15 protein-coding genes and 4 tRNA genes are annotated in these 18,299 nt (G+C 47.8%); 15 read left to right on the top strand and 4 right to left on the bottom strand.

What is annotated here, in order from left to right; genetic code table 11:
- Nucleotides 1–2: 2 nt before the first annotated feature.
- The 3 genes from trmA to BKE30_RS12310 all read right to left on the bottom strand — a co-directional run bounded on the left by trmA (nucleotide 3) and on the right by BKE30_RS12310 (nucleotide 3,146).
- Nucleotides 3–1,088 (bottom strand): tRNA (uridine(54)-C5)-methyltransferase TrmA, encoded by a 1,086-nt coding sequence (gene trmA / locus BKE30_RS12320; RefSeq protein ID WP_076878891.1) that lies wholly within the window; start codon nucleotides 1,086–1,088, stop codon nucleotides 3–5.
- A gap of 194 nt (nucleotides 1,089–1,282) precedes the next feature.
- Entirely contained in the window at nucleotides 1,283–2,464 is a 1,182-nt protein-coding gene (locus BKE30_RS12315) for a catalase family protein (protein WP_076878890.1), read from the bottom strand.
- A 259-nt stretch (nucleotides 2,465–2,723) separates the two neighbouring features.
- Complete coding sequence (locus BKE30_RS12310; protein ID WP_076878889.1) at nucleotides 2,724–3,146, bottom strand: DsbC family protein; 423 nt, start codon at nucleotides 3,144–3,146, stop codon at nucleotides 2,724–2,726.
- Between the two features lie 353 nt (nucleotides 3,147–3,499).
- Here BKE30_RS12310 and BKE30_RS12305 point away from each other — a divergent pair, with 353 nt between their 5' ends.
- Both BKE30_RS12305 and BKE30_RS12300 read left to right on the top strand, forming a co-directional pair.
- Nucleotides 3,500–3,982 (top strand): pyridoxamine 5'-phosphate oxidase family protein, encoded by a 483-nt coding sequence (locus tag BKE30_RS12305; protein WP_076878888.1) that lies wholly within the window; start codon nucleotides 3,500–3,502, stop codon nucleotides 3,980–3,982.
- A gap of 68 nt (nucleotides 3,983–4,050) precedes the next feature.
- Nucleotides 4,051–4,749: a hypothetical protein gene (locus BKE30_RS12300; protein WP_076878887.1), complete on the top strand. Its 699-nt coding sequence runs from the start codon at nucleotides 4,051–4,053 to the stop codon at nucleotides 4,747–4,749.
- Here the strand turns inward: BKE30_RS12300 and uvrA are convergent.
- Nucleotides 4,738–7,566: an excinuclease ABC subunit UvrA gene (gene uvrA, locus BKE30_RS12295; protein WP_076878886.1), complete on the bottom strand. Its 2,829-nt coding sequence runs from the start codon at nucleotides 7,564–7,566 to the stop codon at nucleotides 4,738–4,740. The genes BKE30_RS12300 and uvrA overlap by 12 nt on opposite strands.
- Nucleotides 7,567–7,906: 340 nt before the next feature.
- On the opposite strand from uvrA, the gene BKE30_RS12290 reads away from it, so the two are divergent.
- The 13 genes from BKE30_RS12290 (at nucleotide 7,907) to BKE30_RS12230 (ending at nucleotide 18,064) form a co-directional block, all read left to right on the top strand.
- The gene (locus tag BKE30_RS12290; protein ID WP_076878885.1) at nucleotides 7,907–9,274 is read left to right on the top strand and encodes an MFS transporter; all 1,368 of its coding nucleotides are present in this window, start codon (nucleotides 7,907–7,909) and stop codon (nucleotides 9,272–9,274) included.
- A gap of 50 nt (nucleotides 9,275–9,324) precedes the next feature.
- Nucleotides 9,325–9,858, top strand: coding sequence for a single-stranded DNA-binding protein (ssb, locus tag BKE30_RS12285; protein ID WP_076878884.1), 534 nt, complete (start codon nucleotides 9,325–9,327; stop codon nucleotides 9,856–9,858).
- Nucleotides 9,859–9,969: 111 nt separating this feature from the next.
- Nucleotides 9,970–10,296 carry an H-NS histone family protein gene (locus BKE30_RS12280; protein ID WP_076878883.1) on the top strand — a complete coding sequence of 109 codons (327 nt, stop codon included), beginning with the start codon at nucleotides 9,970–9,972 and terminating at the stop codon, nucleotides 10,294–10,296.
- Between the two features lie 170 nt (nucleotides 10,297–10,466).
- Nucleotides 10,467–11,210 (top strand): type II secretion system protein N, encoded by a 744-nt coding sequence (gspN, locus tag BKE30_RS12275; RefSeq protein ID WP_076878882.1) that lies wholly within the window; start codon nucleotides 10,467–10,469, stop codon nucleotides 11,208–11,210.
- Nucleotides 11,210–12,034, top strand: a complete 825-nt coding sequence (locus BKE30_RS12270) for a type II secretion system protein N (RefSeq protein WP_076878881.1) — start codon at nucleotides 11,210–11,212, stop codon at nucleotides 12,032–12,034. The genes gspN and BKE30_RS12270 overlap by 1 nt, the downstream gene beginning before the upstream one ends.
- 97 nt (nucleotides 12,035–12,131) lie before the next feature.
- Entirely contained in the window at nucleotides 12,132–14,417 is a 2,286-nt protein-coding gene (gspD, locus tag BKE30_RS12265; RefSeq protein WP_076878880.1) for a type II secretion system secretin GspD, read from the top strand.
- Nucleotides 14,418–14,502: 85 nt separating this feature from the next.
- Nucleotides 14,503–15,057 (top strand): FHA domain-containing protein, encoded by a 555-nt coding sequence (locus BKE30_RS12260; RefSeq protein ID WP_076878879.1) that lies wholly within the window; start codon nucleotides 14,503–14,505, stop codon nucleotides 15,055–15,057.
- Nucleotides 15,058–15,142: 85 nt separating this feature from the next.
- Nucleotides 15,143–15,859, top strand: a complete 717-nt coding sequence (locus BKE30_RS12255; RefSeq protein WP_076878878.1) for a phosphoglycolate phosphatase — start codon at nucleotides 15,143–15,145, stop codon at nucleotides 15,857–15,859.
- A 219-nt stretch (nucleotides 15,860–16,078) separates the two neighbouring features.
- Nucleotides 16,079–17,569, top strand: a complete 1,491-nt coding sequence (gene trpE, locus BKE30_RS12250) for an anthranilate synthase component I (RefSeq protein ID WP_076878877.1) — start codon at nucleotides 16,079–16,081, stop codon at nucleotides 17,567–17,569.
- A gap of 92 nt (nucleotides 17,570–17,661) precedes the next feature.
- A tRNA-Thr gene (locus BKE30_RS12245) sits at nucleotides 17,662–17,737 on the top strand.
- 50 nt (nucleotides 17,738–17,787) lie between these two features.
- Nucleotides 17,788–17,871: transfer RNA gene (locus BKE30_RS12240), tRNA-Tyr, on the top strand.
- A 23-nt stretch (nucleotides 17,872–17,894) separates the two neighbouring features.
- Nucleotides 17,895–17,970, top strand: a tRNA-Gly gene (locus BKE30_RS12235).
- A gap of 19 nt (nucleotides 17,971–17,989) precedes the next feature.
- A tRNA-Thr gene (locus tag BKE30_RS12230) sits at nucleotides 17,990–18,064 on the top strand.
- Nucleotides 18,065–18,299 lie beyond the last annotated feature (235 nt).

Here is an 18,299-nt window from a genome sequence, read left to right as displayed (position 1 = left end):
GTTTAAATCTTTTCCAGCAATACCCCGGATTCTATGTGATGGGTATAAGGAAACTGGTCAAATAAGGCGAACTGAGTGATACGATGCGTTTGGCTTAATGTTGTTAAGTTGTCGTGCAGGGTATCCGGGTTGCAGGAAATATAGATAATACGCTCAAAACCTTGCAGCAGTTTTAAGGTGTCGTCATCAATCCCTGCGCGTGGCGGATCGACAAAGACCGTATCAAAATCATAAGTTTTGAGGTCGATCCTGGCTTCCTGCAAACGTCTAAATTCACGCTCACCGTGATAGGCCTGGGTAAACTCCTCTGCGGATAAACGTGCAACCTGAATATTATCAATCTGGTTTTGCTCAATATTCCATTCAGCCGCATGTACCGATGATTTTGCCAGTTCGGTAGCTAATACTTTGCTAAATCTCAACGATAAAGGCAGGCTAAAGTTACCGTTGCCGCAATACAGTTCCAGTAAATCTTTGTCAGAACGTCCTGCCACGCTGCAAGCCCAGTCCAGCATGTGCTGGCACACTTGCGCGTTAGGCTGGGTAAAGCTGCCTTCCACTTGCTTGTAGACAAATTCCCGGCCTTGAACATTGAGCTTTTCCACCACAAAGTCATTGCCCACCACCAGTTTTTGACCACGACTGCGTCCGATGATGCTGATATCTAACTGCTCGCCCAATGCTCTGGCGGCTTGTTCCCAGTCTAGATCCAGTTTGCGGTGGTAGATAAAACTGACCAGCATTTCGCCACTTAAGGTTGCCAAAAAGCCCACTTCAAACAGGCGTTCTGCTAACACAGGCACAGCTTTAATGGCTGCCAGTAGTTTTGGCATTAAGCTGTTGATGCCTTGGTCTGCAATGGGAAATTCATCAACACGGATGACTTTTTTCTGCTTGCCCTCTGCACTGCGTTCAAACATGGCGTAGAACAGGTCGTTTTCGATATGCCAGATGCGAAACTCCGCGCGCATACGATAGTGTTGTTCGGGTGATTCAAACACTTGCAGCGCAGGTGGATTGTAAGCAGCAAATTGCGCGCTAATGCGGTCAATTTTTTCTTGAAGTTGTCGTTGGTATGGCGAGGTCATAAGGCCAAGATGTCAAGCAGAAGTTAGGCGGCGAATGGTAGCAAATAAATAGCTAACACGCGATAAACTGTTTGCTGAGGCAACGGTATTGAGCGAGGTATCTGCCTTTTGGATAAGGCACACCAAAAAATATTTTCTACCCGTTTCGGCTTACTGACTTGACTGGTCTGTTCTTGGGTCAGGTGAAATTACTGTCATGATTCAGGTTCCTGACGCGGCACCGCATTCATCTGGTGCCTGACCCGGCTGATATGATCATAAATCACCTTGCGCATCCGGTTGGCTGCGCCCAAAGGCCGGTGCTCAGGCAGGGCATGCCAGGGCGAAAAAGACAGGTTTTCACACATCTGGTTTTGCGCTGGTGTATCAAATGTTTGCTGTGGAATGGTCAGGGTTGCCACCTTGTAAAATGGTGCATCGCTTTCTTTCCACTCGGTCATGGAATCCTCCACGGACAGCGCTGTAGAAGTGTGTGGCTGTACCAGAAATTCCATGCACACATCACCAGCGTTCAGGCTTTGTTTTAATGCGCCGCGCAAATAGTTGTGATCTGGGTGCGCGGGAATAGCATCCTGTCTGGCCGTACAGGGGCGTACTGAATATTTCACCGCATTACGGCTTGCGCCAGTGCCCAATTGATACGGCACCATCGACCAGTAACGGGCTTGCAGTGGATTGCCAATTCTGGAACGACTGGTTTGAAAGGCTATCTTGCTCCCCTTAAAGCCCAGGGAAAAAGGAATCTGGAGCTTTTTTAAAAAACCGCCATTCATATCTTTCATCAACGCCAGATAGCGGTCAGGTTCATTGGCAAAAAACACCGGATGATTAATTAAAATAAAATCCTGTGTGCTAGCCTGTGATTCATCTTCCAGCAGTTTTTGCCCCGGCACATTCATCACCTTAATGGCCATACCGCGTGCATCGCGCTTGATGTCAGCATGATCCGGTTTGGGCGAGCCATTGGAAAACCGGATCCATGCCGGATAATTTTGACCCGGTTTAAACATGCCTTGGCTGAACTGCGCAGGCAATTGATCCAGCACCCGAAACTGTGCCTTGACGCAGCCATGTGCTTTGGGATGCACATCACGGTGCGCTTGTCCTTGCGCATCACGTTTGCGGATCAGTTTTTCAAGTTCCACGCCAATTTGCTGGGCATACAAGGCTTCATTCGGATATAGCTTTTCGCCCAGTTGTGGATCGGCAACCGGATAGGGCAGTGCTGGCGTAGGCGTGAGCATTGCAGCTTGGCTATTTGCTGTTTCCGGTCTGGTTTGGGTGTCGGCATGGCTTAGCGGACTGACTGCGATACTACAAAATGGTAAGGACAGCATCAGTGCAGAATAAAACCGGACTTCCATGCGTACAGACATTTTTCTTCTCCCTATTGCTTGATTATCTGCCCTGACTAATAGCTTTGCAGGGTGTTTATTCTTGCAATATATGTGAAAAAAATGAGTGAAGTTAAAAACTTACAGAATTTCTGCATGAAACAACAAAAAGACTTTTTAGGAATTTTAAAAACTCTACGTCAATTTAAGCTAAGACCGCTACAGGAAAATTGCTCTAGACACTGCTAGCAAAAAGTGGTTGACAGGTGAGCATGCTGCCAGACCATACCCTGCCAGATTATTAAGCCAGTAAAGCAGCAATCTCATCAGCAGAAGCAACTCCTGCTATTAATTTGCCATTGGACAGCATCAGGGTTGGCGTTCCATTCACTCCCAGTACCTGTCCAAGTTGAATATTTGCTTCCACCGGGTTTTCACAATCTGCGCTATTGTCTGGTTCAATCTGCTGGATCAGATAATCACGCCACGCCGCTGCCCGATCTGGTGAACACCATATTTTACGGGTAATACGATCCGCGTTGGGATGAAGTTGCGTCAGTGGAAACTGAAAAACATGAATGGAAACATTGTCCAGTTTGGCTAGCTCGGATTCCAGACGCTGGCAGTAAGGGCATTCAGGATCACTAAATACGGCAAGTTGTCGTGAGCCATCACCTTGTTTAAATTCAATGGCGTGTTGAAACGGTAACTCGTTAAAGTCCATGACAGATTACATCTTATTGGAAAAAGGAAAAATCAAGTAATAAGAAACGAGCCTAAAATTGTCAAAACCTTAGGGTGGTTTTTTGTTTTGAATTGTACTGGTCAATATCAGCTTGTACCTTGCCCATATCAACGCAGATTTTCATGCTTAAAATTAATAGGGTGAGTTAAAAAAGCTGGTAAAAGCTGTTTTTTAATAAGCGGATGATTGTACTAATCATGGAAGATACTATTCATGGAAGATAATAGGTGCTGAGTAAAACAAGATAACTGAACAATAAATTTTGAAGAATTTGCTATCAATAAACAGATGACATATATTGAACTTATAAGTTTAATAATGGATGCTGAAACATGGATTTAGTGAAATCTTGGAATGCAATTAAAGAAATTTTTACCCAAGCTCAGTCTTCCAGTATGTATTGCTCAATTGCCTCGGTGAGTCAGCAGGGGCAACCGCACCTTACGCCAATTGGGACAATATTCTTGCGTCATGATCAGACCGGTTATTTTTTTGATTCTTATACTCATCAGTTGGCGGAGAATATTAAAACCAACCCGAAAGTTTGTATCATGGCAGTTAATGCCAGTAAGGGCTTCTGGTTCAAGTCGCTATTGGTTGGCAGGTTTTCTACAATTCCTGCTGTACGTCTCTATGGTGAAATTGGTGAGCTGAGACTAGCCACAGCACAGGAAATCGCTACCGTCCAAAAACGCATTAGTCCTTTAAGATGGACAAAAGGTAGCCAGTTGATCTGGTCAAACTTTACCCATGTACGTGATATTCGTTTTAGCCAAGCCAAGCCAATTGAATATCCAGCAATGATGCCTGAGTAGCTTTAAATTCATTTTATTTAAGTTTAAAGCGCTTAGGTGGTAAGGGAATTCTTGGATAACCCTGTTTAATGAATGAATTAGAAAAAAATAGATTAGCGCAAGTCATTTATTCTCCCGAGTATCTTACGCAGTGGAAACGTATAGCATTGGCTTCAAAACAATTTGAAGCCAATGATGTCGCACAACAAGCTGCTATTTATGTATTTGGTGACTGGGCAGACTGGTTTGATATGGCCAATGTTGAGCACTGGAATTTATTAAAAGATGAGTTATTCCGATTTTTTATGAGGTCAACAGATAGAGCAGTTAAGGGGGCTTTGCGATTCGATCACTCATTTAGAAATGACCCAGATGCATCAACACACCCTTTATTGCTGGGGGCAAAAGCTTCGGATGCACACGAACCGTTGCAGCAACTACTTGGTGCTGATGACTATATAATAAAGGAAAAAGAGAAAACCAAGCATATGGAGGAAAATAGTTTTTCAATGGTTTTGGCATATATCGAATTGTTTGAAAGGCTTAAATCTAAAACAGACAAGCATACTTATTTAAATATCGCAGCAGTGATGAAAATGTCTTATTCATGGCTACATCAATGCCTGACTCGTGCCAAGAAACTACTAAAAATACAACCTTCTTTGTTTGATGGTATGGAGCATGTACTCAAAACAGATAAGTTGCAAAGCTGGCGTCGAGTTAAAATCATAAGAGATTCTAACCCGACACCAGTAGCGTTAGTCGGCCAGCTGAACTTATTTCAATAAAGGTTTAAGGAACTGCCCAGTAAATGATTTTTTCACCTTCACCACCTGTTCCGGCGTGCCTTCGGCAATAATCATTCCACCGCCAGAACCACCTTCCGGCCCCAAGTCCACAATCCAGTCTGCAGTTTTGACCACATCCAGATTATGCTCAATCACCACAATACTGTTGCCCTTGTCACGCAGGTGATGCAGGATTTCCAGCAGCTTGGCAATATCATGGAAGTGTAAGCCAGTGGTCGGCTCATCCAGAATATACAGCGTCTTGCCGGTGTCGCGCTTGGCCAGCTCGCGTGCCAGTTTGACCCGTTGCGCTTCACCACCGGACAGCGTGGTAGCAGCCTGACCGAGCCGGATATAACCCAAGCCCACATGCATCAGGGTTTCCAGCTTGCGATGAATCACTGGAATAGCCGAGAAAAACTCGGCGGCATCTTCCACGGTCATTTGCAGCACGTCAGAGATATTCTTGCCCTTGTAGTTCACTTCCAATGTTTCGCGGTTATAGCGCTTGCCATGACAGGCATCACAGGGCACGTACATATCCGGTAAAAAGTGCATGGCCACCTTAATCATGCCATCGCCTTCACAGGCCTCACAGCGGCCACCTTTCACGTTAAAGCTAAAGCGACCAGCCGCATAACCACGTGATTTTGCTTCTACCGTTTGCGCAAACAGCTCGCGAATGGGTGTAAACAAGCCAGTGTAGGTGGCCGGGTTAGAACGCGGGGTACGGCCAATGGGGCTTTGGTCAATATCAACCACTTTGTCCAGATGTTGCAGGCCATCAATGGTGTCAAATTTTTCCGGCGTCAGCGTGCTGGCACCATTGAGTTGTGTGGCCGCCAGTGGCAACAGGGTGCGGTTAATTAGCGTGGATTTACCGGAACCGGACACACCGGTAATGCAGGTAAACAGGCCCAGCGGAATGCTCAGGTTAACCTTTCTCAGGTTATGGCCACAGGCACCATTCAAATGCAGCATTTTGTCTGGCTGCGGGGCAATGCGTTGCTCGGGCACGGCAATTTTTAAACGTCCCGATAAATACTGCCCGGTAAGTGAATCCTTGTGCGCTTCAATCTCCTGAAACGTACCCTCAGCAATAATTTCACCGCCATGTACACCAGCACCCGGCCCAATATCAATAATGTGATCTGCCGCACGAATGGCATCTTCATCATGCTCTACCACCAGCACAGTATTGCCCAGATCACGTAGGCGAATCAGGGTTTTAAGCAGGCGGTCATTGTCACGTTGATGCAGGCCAATTGACGGCTCATCCAGCACATACATCACGCCCATCAGGCCAGCACCAATTTGTGAAGCCAGCCGGATACGCTGTGCTTCACCGCCCGACAGTGTATCGGCAGAGCGCGACAGGCTTAAATAATTCAGGCCCACACTGACCAGAAAGTGCAACCGCTCGCGGATTTCCTTGAAAATCTTGTCGGCAATTTCACCTTTTGCGCCTTCCAGCTTGAGCTGCTGGTAATAGCTTTCAGCATCACCAATTGACATCCGGGTAACTTCAGGCAGGGTACAATTCACCACTTTGACATTGCGTGCCAGTTCGTTCAGGCGTGAACCGCCACAGGCATCACAGGCGGCATTAGACAAATACTGCGCCAGATCATCCCGTACCAGATTACTTTCGGTTTCCCGGTAACGCCGGTCCAGATAGGGCAGCACGCCTTCAAACACCATCACCCGATGTTGCTTGCGGCCACGCTCATCCACATAGGAAAAATCAATTTTTTCCTTACCAGAACCATTTAAAATCAGTTTCTTGTGCGCTTCACTGAGTTGCTGCCACGGGGTGTTCAGGTCAATGTCATAATGCCCGGCCAGTTTGGTAATAAAGCCAAAGTAATACGGACGCTGGCGATCCCAGCCTTTAATCGCCCCCTGATTGAGTGACAGCTCAGCATTGGGAATCAGTTTTTCGGCACTAAAATGACTGCGCACACCCAGTCCGTCACATACCGGGCAAGCGCCATACGGATTGTTAAAGGAAAACAGGCGGGGTTCCAGTTCAGCCACGGCGCGATCACATTGCGGACAACTGTGCTTGGCCGAAAACACCTGCTCGGGATGACTGCCATCCAGCCAGCTTAAGGTGGCAATATCACCACCCAGCCGCAGTGCCGTTTCAAAGGATTCAGCCAGCCGGTTACCGAGGTCTTCACGCACCTTAAAGCGATCCACAATCACTTCAATGGTGTGTTTTTTCTTCTTGTCCAGCGTTGGCGGTTCATCCAGCTCAATAATTTCACCATCCACCCGCGCGCGCACAAAACCCTGACCCTGCAATTGTTCAAACAGATGGGTATATTCGCCCTTGCGCTCACGTACCACGGGTGCCAGCATCATCAATGCCGCACCTTCAGGCAAGGCTTTAACGCTATCCACCATCTCACTTACGGTTTGCGCCACCATCGGCAAGTCATGTTCCGGACAATAGGGCGTTCCGACGCGGGCATACAGCAGGCGCAGGTAATCGTAAATTTCAGTAATAGTACCGACAGTTGAGCGCGGGTTGTGGCTGGTGGATTTTTGCTCAATGGCAATGGCCGGTGACAAGCCTTCAATGCTGTCGACTTCCGGCTTTTCCATTTGCGACAAAAACTGCCGTGCATAGGCTGAAAGACTTTCCACATAGCGGCGCTGGCCTTCAGCATACAAAGTGTCAAATGCCAGCGACGATTTACCCGAGCCAGATAATCCTGTAATGACCACAAACTTGTCACGGGGAATATCCAGCGAGATATTTTTTAGATTATGTGTTTTTGCACCACGAATACGAATTTCATTTTGGCTCATGTAAATCTCAGCTGATTGTGGATGAACAACGGTAACGCATGATCAAGCGACGAATAGGGCAACACGGCAACAGCCGGTAACAAAGACATTCCGGCTACGTCCTGTACTGTTTAAAATGATAATATTTAAGCCTAAATATGGTGATAATTTATGTAACTTCAAGTTGTCATCGCGTGGCAGTTACCAAAAACTTTTCCTGCAATTTTTCCAAAAGCAGTGTCTTCCGGCCAACACTGCGCGCATGCAACAATCTGGCACATCGCTAAAATAAGCGTATACTGCATAGCGTTTTTATTGCATTGCCTGCTATCTGCATCACCTGATATGGTTCAAAATTTTCATGAATGCCACTGAACGCCGCTCTACGTTTGCTTTAGGTAGTATCTTTGCCCTGCGTATGCTGGGTTTATTCATGATCGTTCCGGTCTTTGCCATTGCCGGGCAGCAGTACAGCGGTGCAACGCCTGCGCTGCTGGGGCTGGCTGTGGGTATTTATGGTTTAAGTCAGGCCCTGCTGCAAATTCCGTTTAGCCTGTGGGGCGATTATGTGTCGCGCCGTGGCCTGATTATTTTTGGCCTGATCCTGTTTGCGCTGGGTAATGCCATTGCTGCCTTATCTACCGATATCTGGCAGGTGATTATTGGCCGCGCCATTGCAGGCAGCGGGGCTATTTCTGCGGTAGTGATGGCATTACTGGCCGATGTTACCCGTGAGGAGCAGCGCAGCAAAGCCATGGCTATTATGGGCATGAGTATTGGTACGTCATTTATGCTGGCCTTTATCATTGGGCCATTATTAACCAGTCATATTGGCCTGTCCGGCCTGTTCTGGTTTTCCAGTATTGCCGGCATTCTGGCCATTTTATTGCTGCTGCTGGTGCCGCATGTTTCCATCCAGCACAAACAGGCCAGCGGGCATTATCGGGAAAAATTTAAACTGGTATTAAATAATGCCAACCTGAATCGCCTGCACATTTCCATCTTTATGCTGCATTTAATCATGACAGCGCTATTTGTTTTTATTCCAAGCCAATTAGTGGAATGGGCCGGTATTCCGGTTAATCATCATGGCTGGGTATATTTGCCGCTGTTATTAATTAGCTGCTTTTTTGCCTTTCCCAGTATTATTGTGGCCGAAAAAAAACAACAAATGCGTTATATTTTCATGGCGGCGATATTTTCCATTACGGCGGCATTAATTGTTTTAAGCCTGTTTTATACAACGCCATGGGGATTAATTTTAGGCCTTGCGCTGTTTTTTATTGCCTTTAATGTGATCGAAGCATTATTGCCCTCATGGTTATCCAAAATTGCCTTGCCGTCGGTTAAAGCCACTGCCATGGGCATTAATGCCTCTAGCCAGTTTCTGGGTGCGTTCTTTGGCGGGGTATTGGGTGGCCAGTTGCTGTCTAGCAGTAATACCAGCATGGCGTGGACCATTCTGGTTGGTTTTGCCGTCATCTGGTTAGGGGTTAGCTGGTTTCTGGAATCACCACGCTACCTGTCTACCCTCACAGTTGACTTGCCAGCAGAGTCGCAAAACCTTAATGATTGGAGCACTCAAATCCTTCAAGTACAAGGAGTTGAAGAGATTGCCATTCTTAAGGTACAGGGCATTGCCTACATCAAGTTTGACCCTAAAGACTTGAATGACGAGGCGCGACAAAAGCTGTCGCAGTTGGTGAATCAGCCTGTAGCCTTTTCCTAAAGACTAGTTTACAGTCAGCATATCAAAAAATTAAACATGAGGAAAAAACCATGCGTGGCGTAAATAAAGTCATTCTTGTTGGCACTCTGGGCCGTGATCCTGAAACCAAAAGCTTCCCTAATGGTGGCTCACTCACCCAGTTTTCTATTGCGACCAGTGAAAGCTGGACCGATAAAAACACTGGCGAGCGTCAGGAAATCACCGAATGGCACCGTATTGTGTTAAATAACCGTCTGGGTGAAGTGGCCCAGCAGTATTTAAAGAAAGGCAGCAAGGTTTATATTGAGGGCAGCCTGCGTACCCGCAAATGGACCGATAAAGACGGTCAGGAACGCTTTACCACTGAAATTCGTGGTGATTCCATGCAAATGCTGGATGGCCCGCGTGGTGGCCAGGGTGAAGGTAGCCAGAATATGGACTACGCTCCTTACAGTGCCCGCTCAGGTAATGGCCAGTCTGGTAATAATTATGCTGGCAATAATCAGTCCGGTGATAATCAGTATTCATCCGGCCAGTCGAGAAATACTGCGGCCAGCAGCAGCCCGCAATATAATACCGATCTGGATGATGATTTACCGTTTTAATGGTTATTCTGGTAAACATGAAAGAATAAGGTGACACACTCTCGCGATTATAATATGATCAGCCCATATTGTTTAATATAACAATGGTTATTTATATTCGTGGGAGTGGTAATGAAACCTGATATTAGTAATTTATCAGTTGCTGAACTGAAAAAACTGACCGATGAAGCCGGTGCATTAATCGAGTCGAAAAAAGAACAAGAGCTTGATGCAGCGTATGACAGAATTACAGAAATTGCTGCGTCTGTTGGTGTGACGCTGGATGAACTGGTTGCCCGTGGCAACAAGTCCAGCAAGACTGCAAGCCGCAAGCCGGTAGCACCCCGCTATCGCAACCCTGAAAACCAGCAGGAAACCTGGACTGGCCGTGGCAAGCAACCACGCTGGCTGGCTGCCAAACTGGCCAGTGGTGCCAATCTGGATGATTTTTTAATTTAAATTCAGCCCTGTAAAAACACGCAAGCCAGTTGTGGTGCTTTGACATTACTGGCTTAAAGCGTGATGAAAACTTAAAATAAAACCCTTTTCGTTTGCAGCAGTTTTGCGCATAATGAGCCATCATGCAGGCACATGGCCACTGGTTAAAACAAATGATGGTATTTTAACAAATGACAGTAAAACAGCCGGGGAAGGGCTGGTGGGTCTTTGCAGTTTCTCTATTGCTTTTATTCATTGTGTTGCAGTTACCAGCAGCCTGGATCATTGCACGTGTTTCCCCCAATAATCCCTACATTGACAGCATTAGCGGCAGTATCTGGCAAGGTCAGGCAGACTGGCACGTTGAGCAGGTGCAGGGCGTGGTTTCATGGAAATTACGCCCCTGGTCGCTACTGCTGTTAAGGGTAGGTGCCGATGTTGAGCTGAGAACCGGTGATACCCGTCTGGATGGAAAAGTGGCCATGAGCCTGAACCAGCGCCGTATTGAACAGTTTAATGGGCAAATCAGTACCCAGACCTTAAGTAGTCTGTTTCCGTGGCAATGGCCGAACAACCCACTCCAGTTGCGTGATATCAAGGTGATTTATCACAAGCAGCAGGGCTGGCAAGATGCCGAGGGCCAAATGAACTGGGCGGGCGGTATGCTGGGCTATCCTTTTGAAGGCCACATTGAGCGTGCTAATCTGCCGCCCTTAATGGCTCAATTAAGTGCACCGCAGGGCCGGCTACAACTCAACATGACCACTGTACAAAACGAACGCATGGGTGATATTTACTTGTCCAAGGATCAAATGCTGGAAGTCCAGTTAACCCAGCGCTTATTGCTGACGGTTGCAGGCTACCGGGGTCAGGCCGGACTGGATACCGCTGTCGTGTCTACCCGTCAGCCCCTATCGAGTTTGCGAGCGCCATAATGCGTCAGTATTTTTCACTTAAAACACTGGATCTGGCTGCGCCGTGGATATTATTTGTTTTAATTGTCTGGTTATGCTGGAAGCTGGCTGCGTTAATCTGGCTGGTTCTGGCACCGCCACAGCCACCCGTTGCCCGTGATATTCCCTTAAGCTATAACCAGTCCATGCAAGTGCCCAATATCAGCGGATTTTCCTTATTCAAGGAAAACCGGGTTGATTTGCCGTCTGGCCAAAGCAGTGGTGAGGCTCAGGTTCCACTGAAGCTGGAAGGGGTGTTTTTAGGTCGGCCAGCGCGTAATTCAGCAGCAGTCATTCGCGCCAATAATGTATCCAACCGCTACCGGCTTGGCCAGCAAATTGAAGGTACAACCCAGCGTTTAATTGCCGTGGCATGGGATCATGTCACACTGGGTTATAGTGATGGACGTGAGGCTACCCTGTATTTTGGGGACGAAGGCGCCATGGCTTCAGGGCCGGCCGTGGCAACTGCAGCTGCTTTTAATAATCCTAATACACAGGCGCAGCAAGCTCAGGATGCACTGGGCGATGCCATTCGCCAGCTGCAAAGTAATCCTGGTGGCTATTTAAGCCAGATGGGCGTGCAGCCTACTGGACAGGGTTATGAGATTTCAGCAGGAGTACCGGCAGAAATACGCAATAAGCTGGGCTTGCGTCCGGGAGACCGTATTGTGTCCCTGAATGGCCGTCCGCTGGGCCAGATCCAGAATGATATTCGGGCGCTGCAACAGATTCAGCAGCAGCGCAATGCACAGATTGAAATCCGTCGTGGTGAGCAAACCATGACCATTCAACAAAGTTTTTAATGTCTTGTTTTTAATGTCTCGGTGGGTCAGCACAATGCAATGCAGTCGTGTCAACGTATCCGGGCTTGTCAGAATTTGAATAGGATGTAGGCAACACATGGCAAATTTTGCTCATAAACGCTCTGCTTATGGTGTGTTCATGGCGTTACCGTTACTGGCTGCGCTGGCATTTCCTGCCAATGCCCAGACATGGAAAATCAACCTGCGGGATGCCGACCTGACCGCCTTTGTCAACGAAGTGGCTGATATTACAGGCAAGAACTTTGCGGTTGACCCGCGTGTCAAGGGAACGGTGACTGTCATTTCCAACAAGGAACTGACACGCGATCAGGTGTATGACCTGTTTTTAGGGGTGCTGAACGTCAATGGCGTAGTGGCAGTTCCTTCCGGTAATACCATTAAGCTGGTGCCTGACACCAATGCACGCAGCAGTGGCACGCCATTTGATAGCCGTAACCGCATTCGGGGTGAACTGGTGGTTACGCGGGTCATCTGGCTGCAGAATACCAATCCCAGTGATTTAATTCCGGCCATCCGTCCATTAATGCCGCAATATGCCCATCTGGCGGCTATTCCCGGCACCAATGCGCTGATTGTGTCGGATCGCGCTGAAAATATTGAGCAAATCGAAAAGCTGGTAAGCACCCTGGATGGTACTGGCGATAATGACATGGAAGCCATTCCATTGCGTAACAGTCAGGCTGAGGAAATCATTGGTCTGGTTGATGCCATGAGTGCCACTGGCTCATCGCGTGATGTTCGTGGTTCGCGGGTGCGCCTGATTGCCGATGCCCGCAGCAATCGTCTGCTGGTCAAAGGTGATGCCCAAAGCCGCAAGCGTATCCGTGAACTGGTACAAATGCTGGACGTCGTCCCGGCGGATCGTCTGGGTGGCTTGCGGGTATTTCGCTTAAGACATGCCAGTGCCAAAAATCTGGCGCAAATGCTGCAAGGCCTGGTCACTGGCCAAAATACCAGTTCTGGTAGCAACTCTACTTCCAGCAACACTAGTTCATTTAGCAATAGCAGTAACAATACCACGACGGGAACCACCAGCAATACTGGCAGTAGTAGCTCACTGGGTAGCGGTGCCAGCGTTAACCTGACTGGCTTGGGCAGTAATAGCAACAATAATAATAGCAACCAGTTAAGCACCTTTACAGCTGGTGGCATCAGCATTATTGCCGATGAAACGCAGAATGCCTTAATTGTTAAAGCTGAACCTGCCCTAATGCGTGAAATTGAATCTGCGATAGACCAGCTGGATTCGCGACGCTCACAGGTATTGATTGAAGCTGCGATTGTGGAAGTTTCTGGCTCAACAGGTGAGCAACTGGGCATCCAATGGGCACTGGGGGATTTAACCAGTGGTGTGGGGCTAATCAATTTTAGCAACGTGGGTGCAAGTTTGGCTCAGCTGGGAGCTGGTGTTGCAGCTGGAGGCACTGCTGCTGCTTCTGTGGCAAACCAGTTGGCAGGTGCAGCCATTGCCTTGGGCGATGTCCGGGAAAAAAATGGTCAGACCAATTTTTATGGTGCACTGATTCAGGCACTGGACAGCAATTCCAAGGCTAATTTGTTGTCGGTACCTTCGGTACTTACGCTAGACAATGAAGAAGCGCATATTGTAGTGGGTCAAAACGTCCCATTTATTACCGGCTCTGCCACGCTGACCAGTGGTGGAACAGCCTCGCCTTATCAAACCGTTGAGCGCAAGGATGTGGGTTTAACTTTAAAAGTGATTCCGCATATTGGTGATGGTGGTACGATCCGGCTAGAAGTGGAGCAGGAAGTATCCGCAGTAGTACCGGCCAATAATGCCATTAGCAAAACAGATATCACCACTACCAAGCGCCTGATTAAAACTGCAATTCTGGCGGAAGACCAGCAAACCATTGTACTGGGTGGCCTAATTCAGGATGACAACACCAGCACCACTCAGGCTGTTCCCGGGTTAAGTAAGATTCCGGTACTGGGCCGCTTGTTCCGTTCAGATAATGATTCACACGAAAAGCGCAACTTGCTGGTGTTTTTACACCCTACCATTATCCGTGATGGTCAGTCAGTCAATGCCTTAACACAAAAGCGCTATGGTCAGGTACGCAGCCTGCAACTTATTTTAGATCCTAATGGCAATATTACCCGCTTGCCTGAGCAAATTGACCGGATTTATGGCGATAGCACTACCGATGCAACCACCAATCCCAGCATGAATACCATTGATAAAACACCAGTTGCGATCCAGCGTGCCGTTACAACACCAGTCATAAATCCGCCTGTTGTTGTGGTAACGCCTATGGTAGATGTAAAGCCGGCAACACCCGTCACCAGTACAACACGTGATGGAAATACCGTCATTCAAACCACCATTCGCTCAGAATAGTGTCTATTAGACATTTGTGTTATGGCAGAATTGAAGAATTATGAAATAGTTGCGTCTTTTCGTTTTATAGCCTTGAGGAAACACTATGGCCTGGAAAATTAAAGCCGTTGCTGGCCCGTTTGTTGGACAGGAAATCATCATTGATCAGGACAGGGTTATTGGCCGTGATCAAAGTGTGGATATTGTGCTTCAGGGCGGCCATGTGTCACGCCGTCATGCTGAGCTTTCAGTGCGTGATAACAATTTATGGATTAAAGACCTCAAGTCATCCAATGGAACGCTGGTTAATGGTGCGCGTATTGACGAGCAGCAATTGCACGAAAATGACGAATTCCAGATTGATGTGGTGCGTTTCTTGGTGTTAAACACACTGCATGAGGCCTTGCGTGAAAAAACTACCGAATCCGTAACCGTGACCGATGAGGGGCGGCCAGCGCATGTTTCCATTCCCAAGCCAGCGCCTATGCCACCAGTTGCGCCTGCTGTAGAAGTATCGGCTGAGCCCTCCACCATTCAGGCTGCTACTCCGGCATCCCAGCCAGTTACCAAATCCGGTATCAAAAATACCCTGCCAGCAGCACTGGCCATGGCCATACTGATTTTACTGGTGATTATTTCAATCTGGTACTTTGTGGCTTAAACCCATACAGTCAATTTAAAAACCTGTCGGTCTTTACAAACAGGTTTTTAATATTTCGTCGATTCAAATACGCTTAAGGTGTGCCATGAAACTCGCTGAACTTGGTGATTTGCGCGCAGTATTTTTTGATCTTGATGGCACGCTGGTAGACTCTGCAATTGATATTTATCATGCCATGAATGCGGCATTGGCCACGCTAGGCCGTCCACCCGTTACCGAGAAACAGGTGCGCTACTGGGTTGGCCGGGGTGCGCCCCAACTGGCTTATTGTGTGGTGAAATACCAACATGAGCAGGGTTTAACCGCCACTATTCACAGTTCACGGGAGCAGCTTCATAGTCATGATTCCCTTCAGGAACAGCAACACCAGTTACTGCAAGCTTTTTTAAATCATTATGAAAAGCATGTATGCGTGGAAAGCCGGATTTATGACGGAGTGGAGGCTTTTATCCAGAGCTGTCAGGACAGCAACCTGAAACTGGCCTGTATTACCAATAAGCCTTACCAGCCCGCACATGACTTGCTACAGGCGCTTGATCTGCTGTCTCCCTTCCAGTTGTTACTGGGCGGCGATAGTGTCACACACAAGAAGCCGCATCCCGAAAGCTTGCAACATGCCCTGCAATATTTTGAGCTTAAACCGCATCAGGCCCTGATGATTGGCGATTCACGCAATGATGTAGAAGCTGCCCATGCCGCCGGAATGCAATGCTTTGCACTGACTTATGGTTATAATCATGGTGAACCCATTGCAGCCTGTAAGCCTGATCTAATACTTGATTCGCTCCAACAATTGCTTTAGCGTTATACTCTACCTGTCAATCTGTTTTCGAGTTTTCCTATGTGCTTTTATAGCCCAATGTCTGCGTATTGCTGTTCCCGCTGGCGTCATTCATAACAATAATTTCCGCTTTTGATGCGGGTTGTATACCAGTTAATTTTGGCCTGATTTTGTGTTGATTTTCCCACAAAGATACAGGCAAGCCATTTTAATAATTGACGCAAGTTTGGTGAGAACAGCATGATTGACCAGCAGCAATTTGAGCAGCTTAAAGCAGCAGGGTTTAACTATATCCCGGTTTTTCGCCGTCGTCTGGCTGACACTGACACGCCATTATCTGTCTTTGCCCGTTTACGTCAGCACCAGTTGGCGTATTTGTTTGAATCCGTTGAAGGCGGGGAGCAATGGGCACGGTTTTCCATGATTGGCATCGGACAGGATGCTGTTTTACAGTGTAATAGCGGTATCATGCAGGTTCAGCACAATAACGAGCTGCAACAGTTTCCCTGTAGCGATCCCTTTACGTATATTCAACAGTTTCAAAGCCAGTTTAAAGTGCCCAGTGCTGATCTGATTCCGGCATTGCCGGTGTTTACCGGAGGATTGGTTGGCTATTTTGGCTATGATGCGGTGCGCTACATTGAACCACGGCTCAAAAATCCACCCGCCAATGATGTGCTGGGCTTGCCAGATATCTGGCTGATGCTGTCAAAAACTGTAGTGGTGTTTGATAACCTCAGCGACACCATGTTTTTGATTACCCATGCCGATACCCAGCAAGATAATGCCTTTGACACGGCCTATCAGCGGTTGGATCAACTGGAACAACAACTGGCCCAGCCGGTAAAGCTTGAGGCAAAACCGCATACTGCGCCTGTTTTTAAATCCCTGACGGGTCAGGACAATTACCTGAGCACAGTAGAAGTGGTGAAGGAGTACATTCGCGCCGGGGATGTCATGCAGGTCGTACCGGGTCATCGCATGGTATCGGACTTTGATGGTGACCCGTTATCGGTTTACCGTGCGCTGCGACATCTGAATCCTTCGCCGTACCTATTTATGGTGCAGGGCAGTACCCTAGCTGACCAAAAACCCTTTTACCTGATTGGCTCATCACCGGAGATCCTGTCGCGGCTGGAAAATGGCATTGCCACTGTAAGGCCACTGGCTGGCACCCGGCCACGGGGCAAAACTCCTAGTGAAGATATTGCTCTGGAGCAGGATTTGCTTAGTGACACCAAGGAAATTGCCGAACACCTCATGCTGATTGACCTGGGCCGTAATGACGTTGGCCGGGTGAGCAAAATTGGCAAAGTACGAGTGACCGAGCGCATGGTGATTGAGCGCTACTCCCATGTTATGCATATTGTGTCTAACGTTGAAGGTGAAGTACGGGACGACGTCACCGCTATGGAAGTATTTAAGGCCACCTTTCCGGCAGGAACATTATCGGGTGCACCAAAGATTCGTGCCATGGAAATTATCGATGAGGTAGAACCCGTCAAGCGTGGCGTATTTGGGGGTGCCGTAGGCTATCTGGGCTGGCACGGTGAAATGGACACAGCCATTGCAATTCGTACCGCAGTGATCCGTGATCAGCAGGTGCAAGTGCAGGCTGGTGCGGGGCTGGTAGCAGACTCAATACCCGAAGCAGAATGGAACGAAACCATGATAAAAGCTCGCGCAGTGATCAAAGCGGTTGAATTATCAGCAAACGGACTGGATATTTAAGCTTTTTTTGCAAAAAGTTCAAAAAAGCACTTGTGTCACCCTTCGTTTTTGTTAAACTGCTGTCCGCTTCACTTGATGCGCTAAAACTTAACGCCGACATAGCTCAGTTGGTAGAGCAACTGACTTGTAATCAGTAGGTCCCCAGTTCGAATCCGGGTGTCGGCACCAGTTTTAAGAAGGCTAAAATCAAGTAAGTGCTGTGTGAAATACCACACAACGGTGGGGTTGGGGAGCGGTCAAACCCAACAGACTGTAACTCTGTCGCGAAAGCTTCGAAGGTTCGAATCCTTCTCCCACCACCATATTTTGTAATTCACCCTTAAGTGCGGGAGTAGCTCAGTTGGTAGAGCGTCAGCCTTCCAAGCTGAATGTCGCGAGTTCGACCCTCGTCTCCCGCTCCAAGTGAATACAGATATTTCAGCTCTTATAGCTCAGTGGTAGAGCACTCCCTTGGTAAGGGAGAGGTCTCCAGTTCAAATCTGGATAAGAGCTCCAAATTTTGTGGCTTTACGCCGTAGAAAGTTTCGTGGTTAGCGCCACAAGGGCAGGCATTAAAGCCTGCCTAAATTATTGTGTTGGTGTTCGGTGCATGCTTTAATAGGCGGCTGAACAAATCAGGGTCGATAGACAAAGCGTCGTAGACTAAGTTTAATAGTGTGCGGATGTCAAAGGCATTCGACGTGGACGAGGAATGACATCATGGCAAAGGCCAAGTTTGAACGTAACAAGC

It is taken from the genome of Alkanindiges hydrocarboniclasticus (assembly GCF_001982605.1).
GTDB classification, from domain to species: domain Bacteria; phylum Pseudomonadota; class Gammaproteobacteria; order Pseudomonadales; family Moraxellaceae; genus Alkanindiges; species Alkanindiges hydrocarboniclasticus.
Note: the sequence above shows the minus strand (reverse complement) of the source record. Positions and strands in the feature narration are given on the sequence as shown.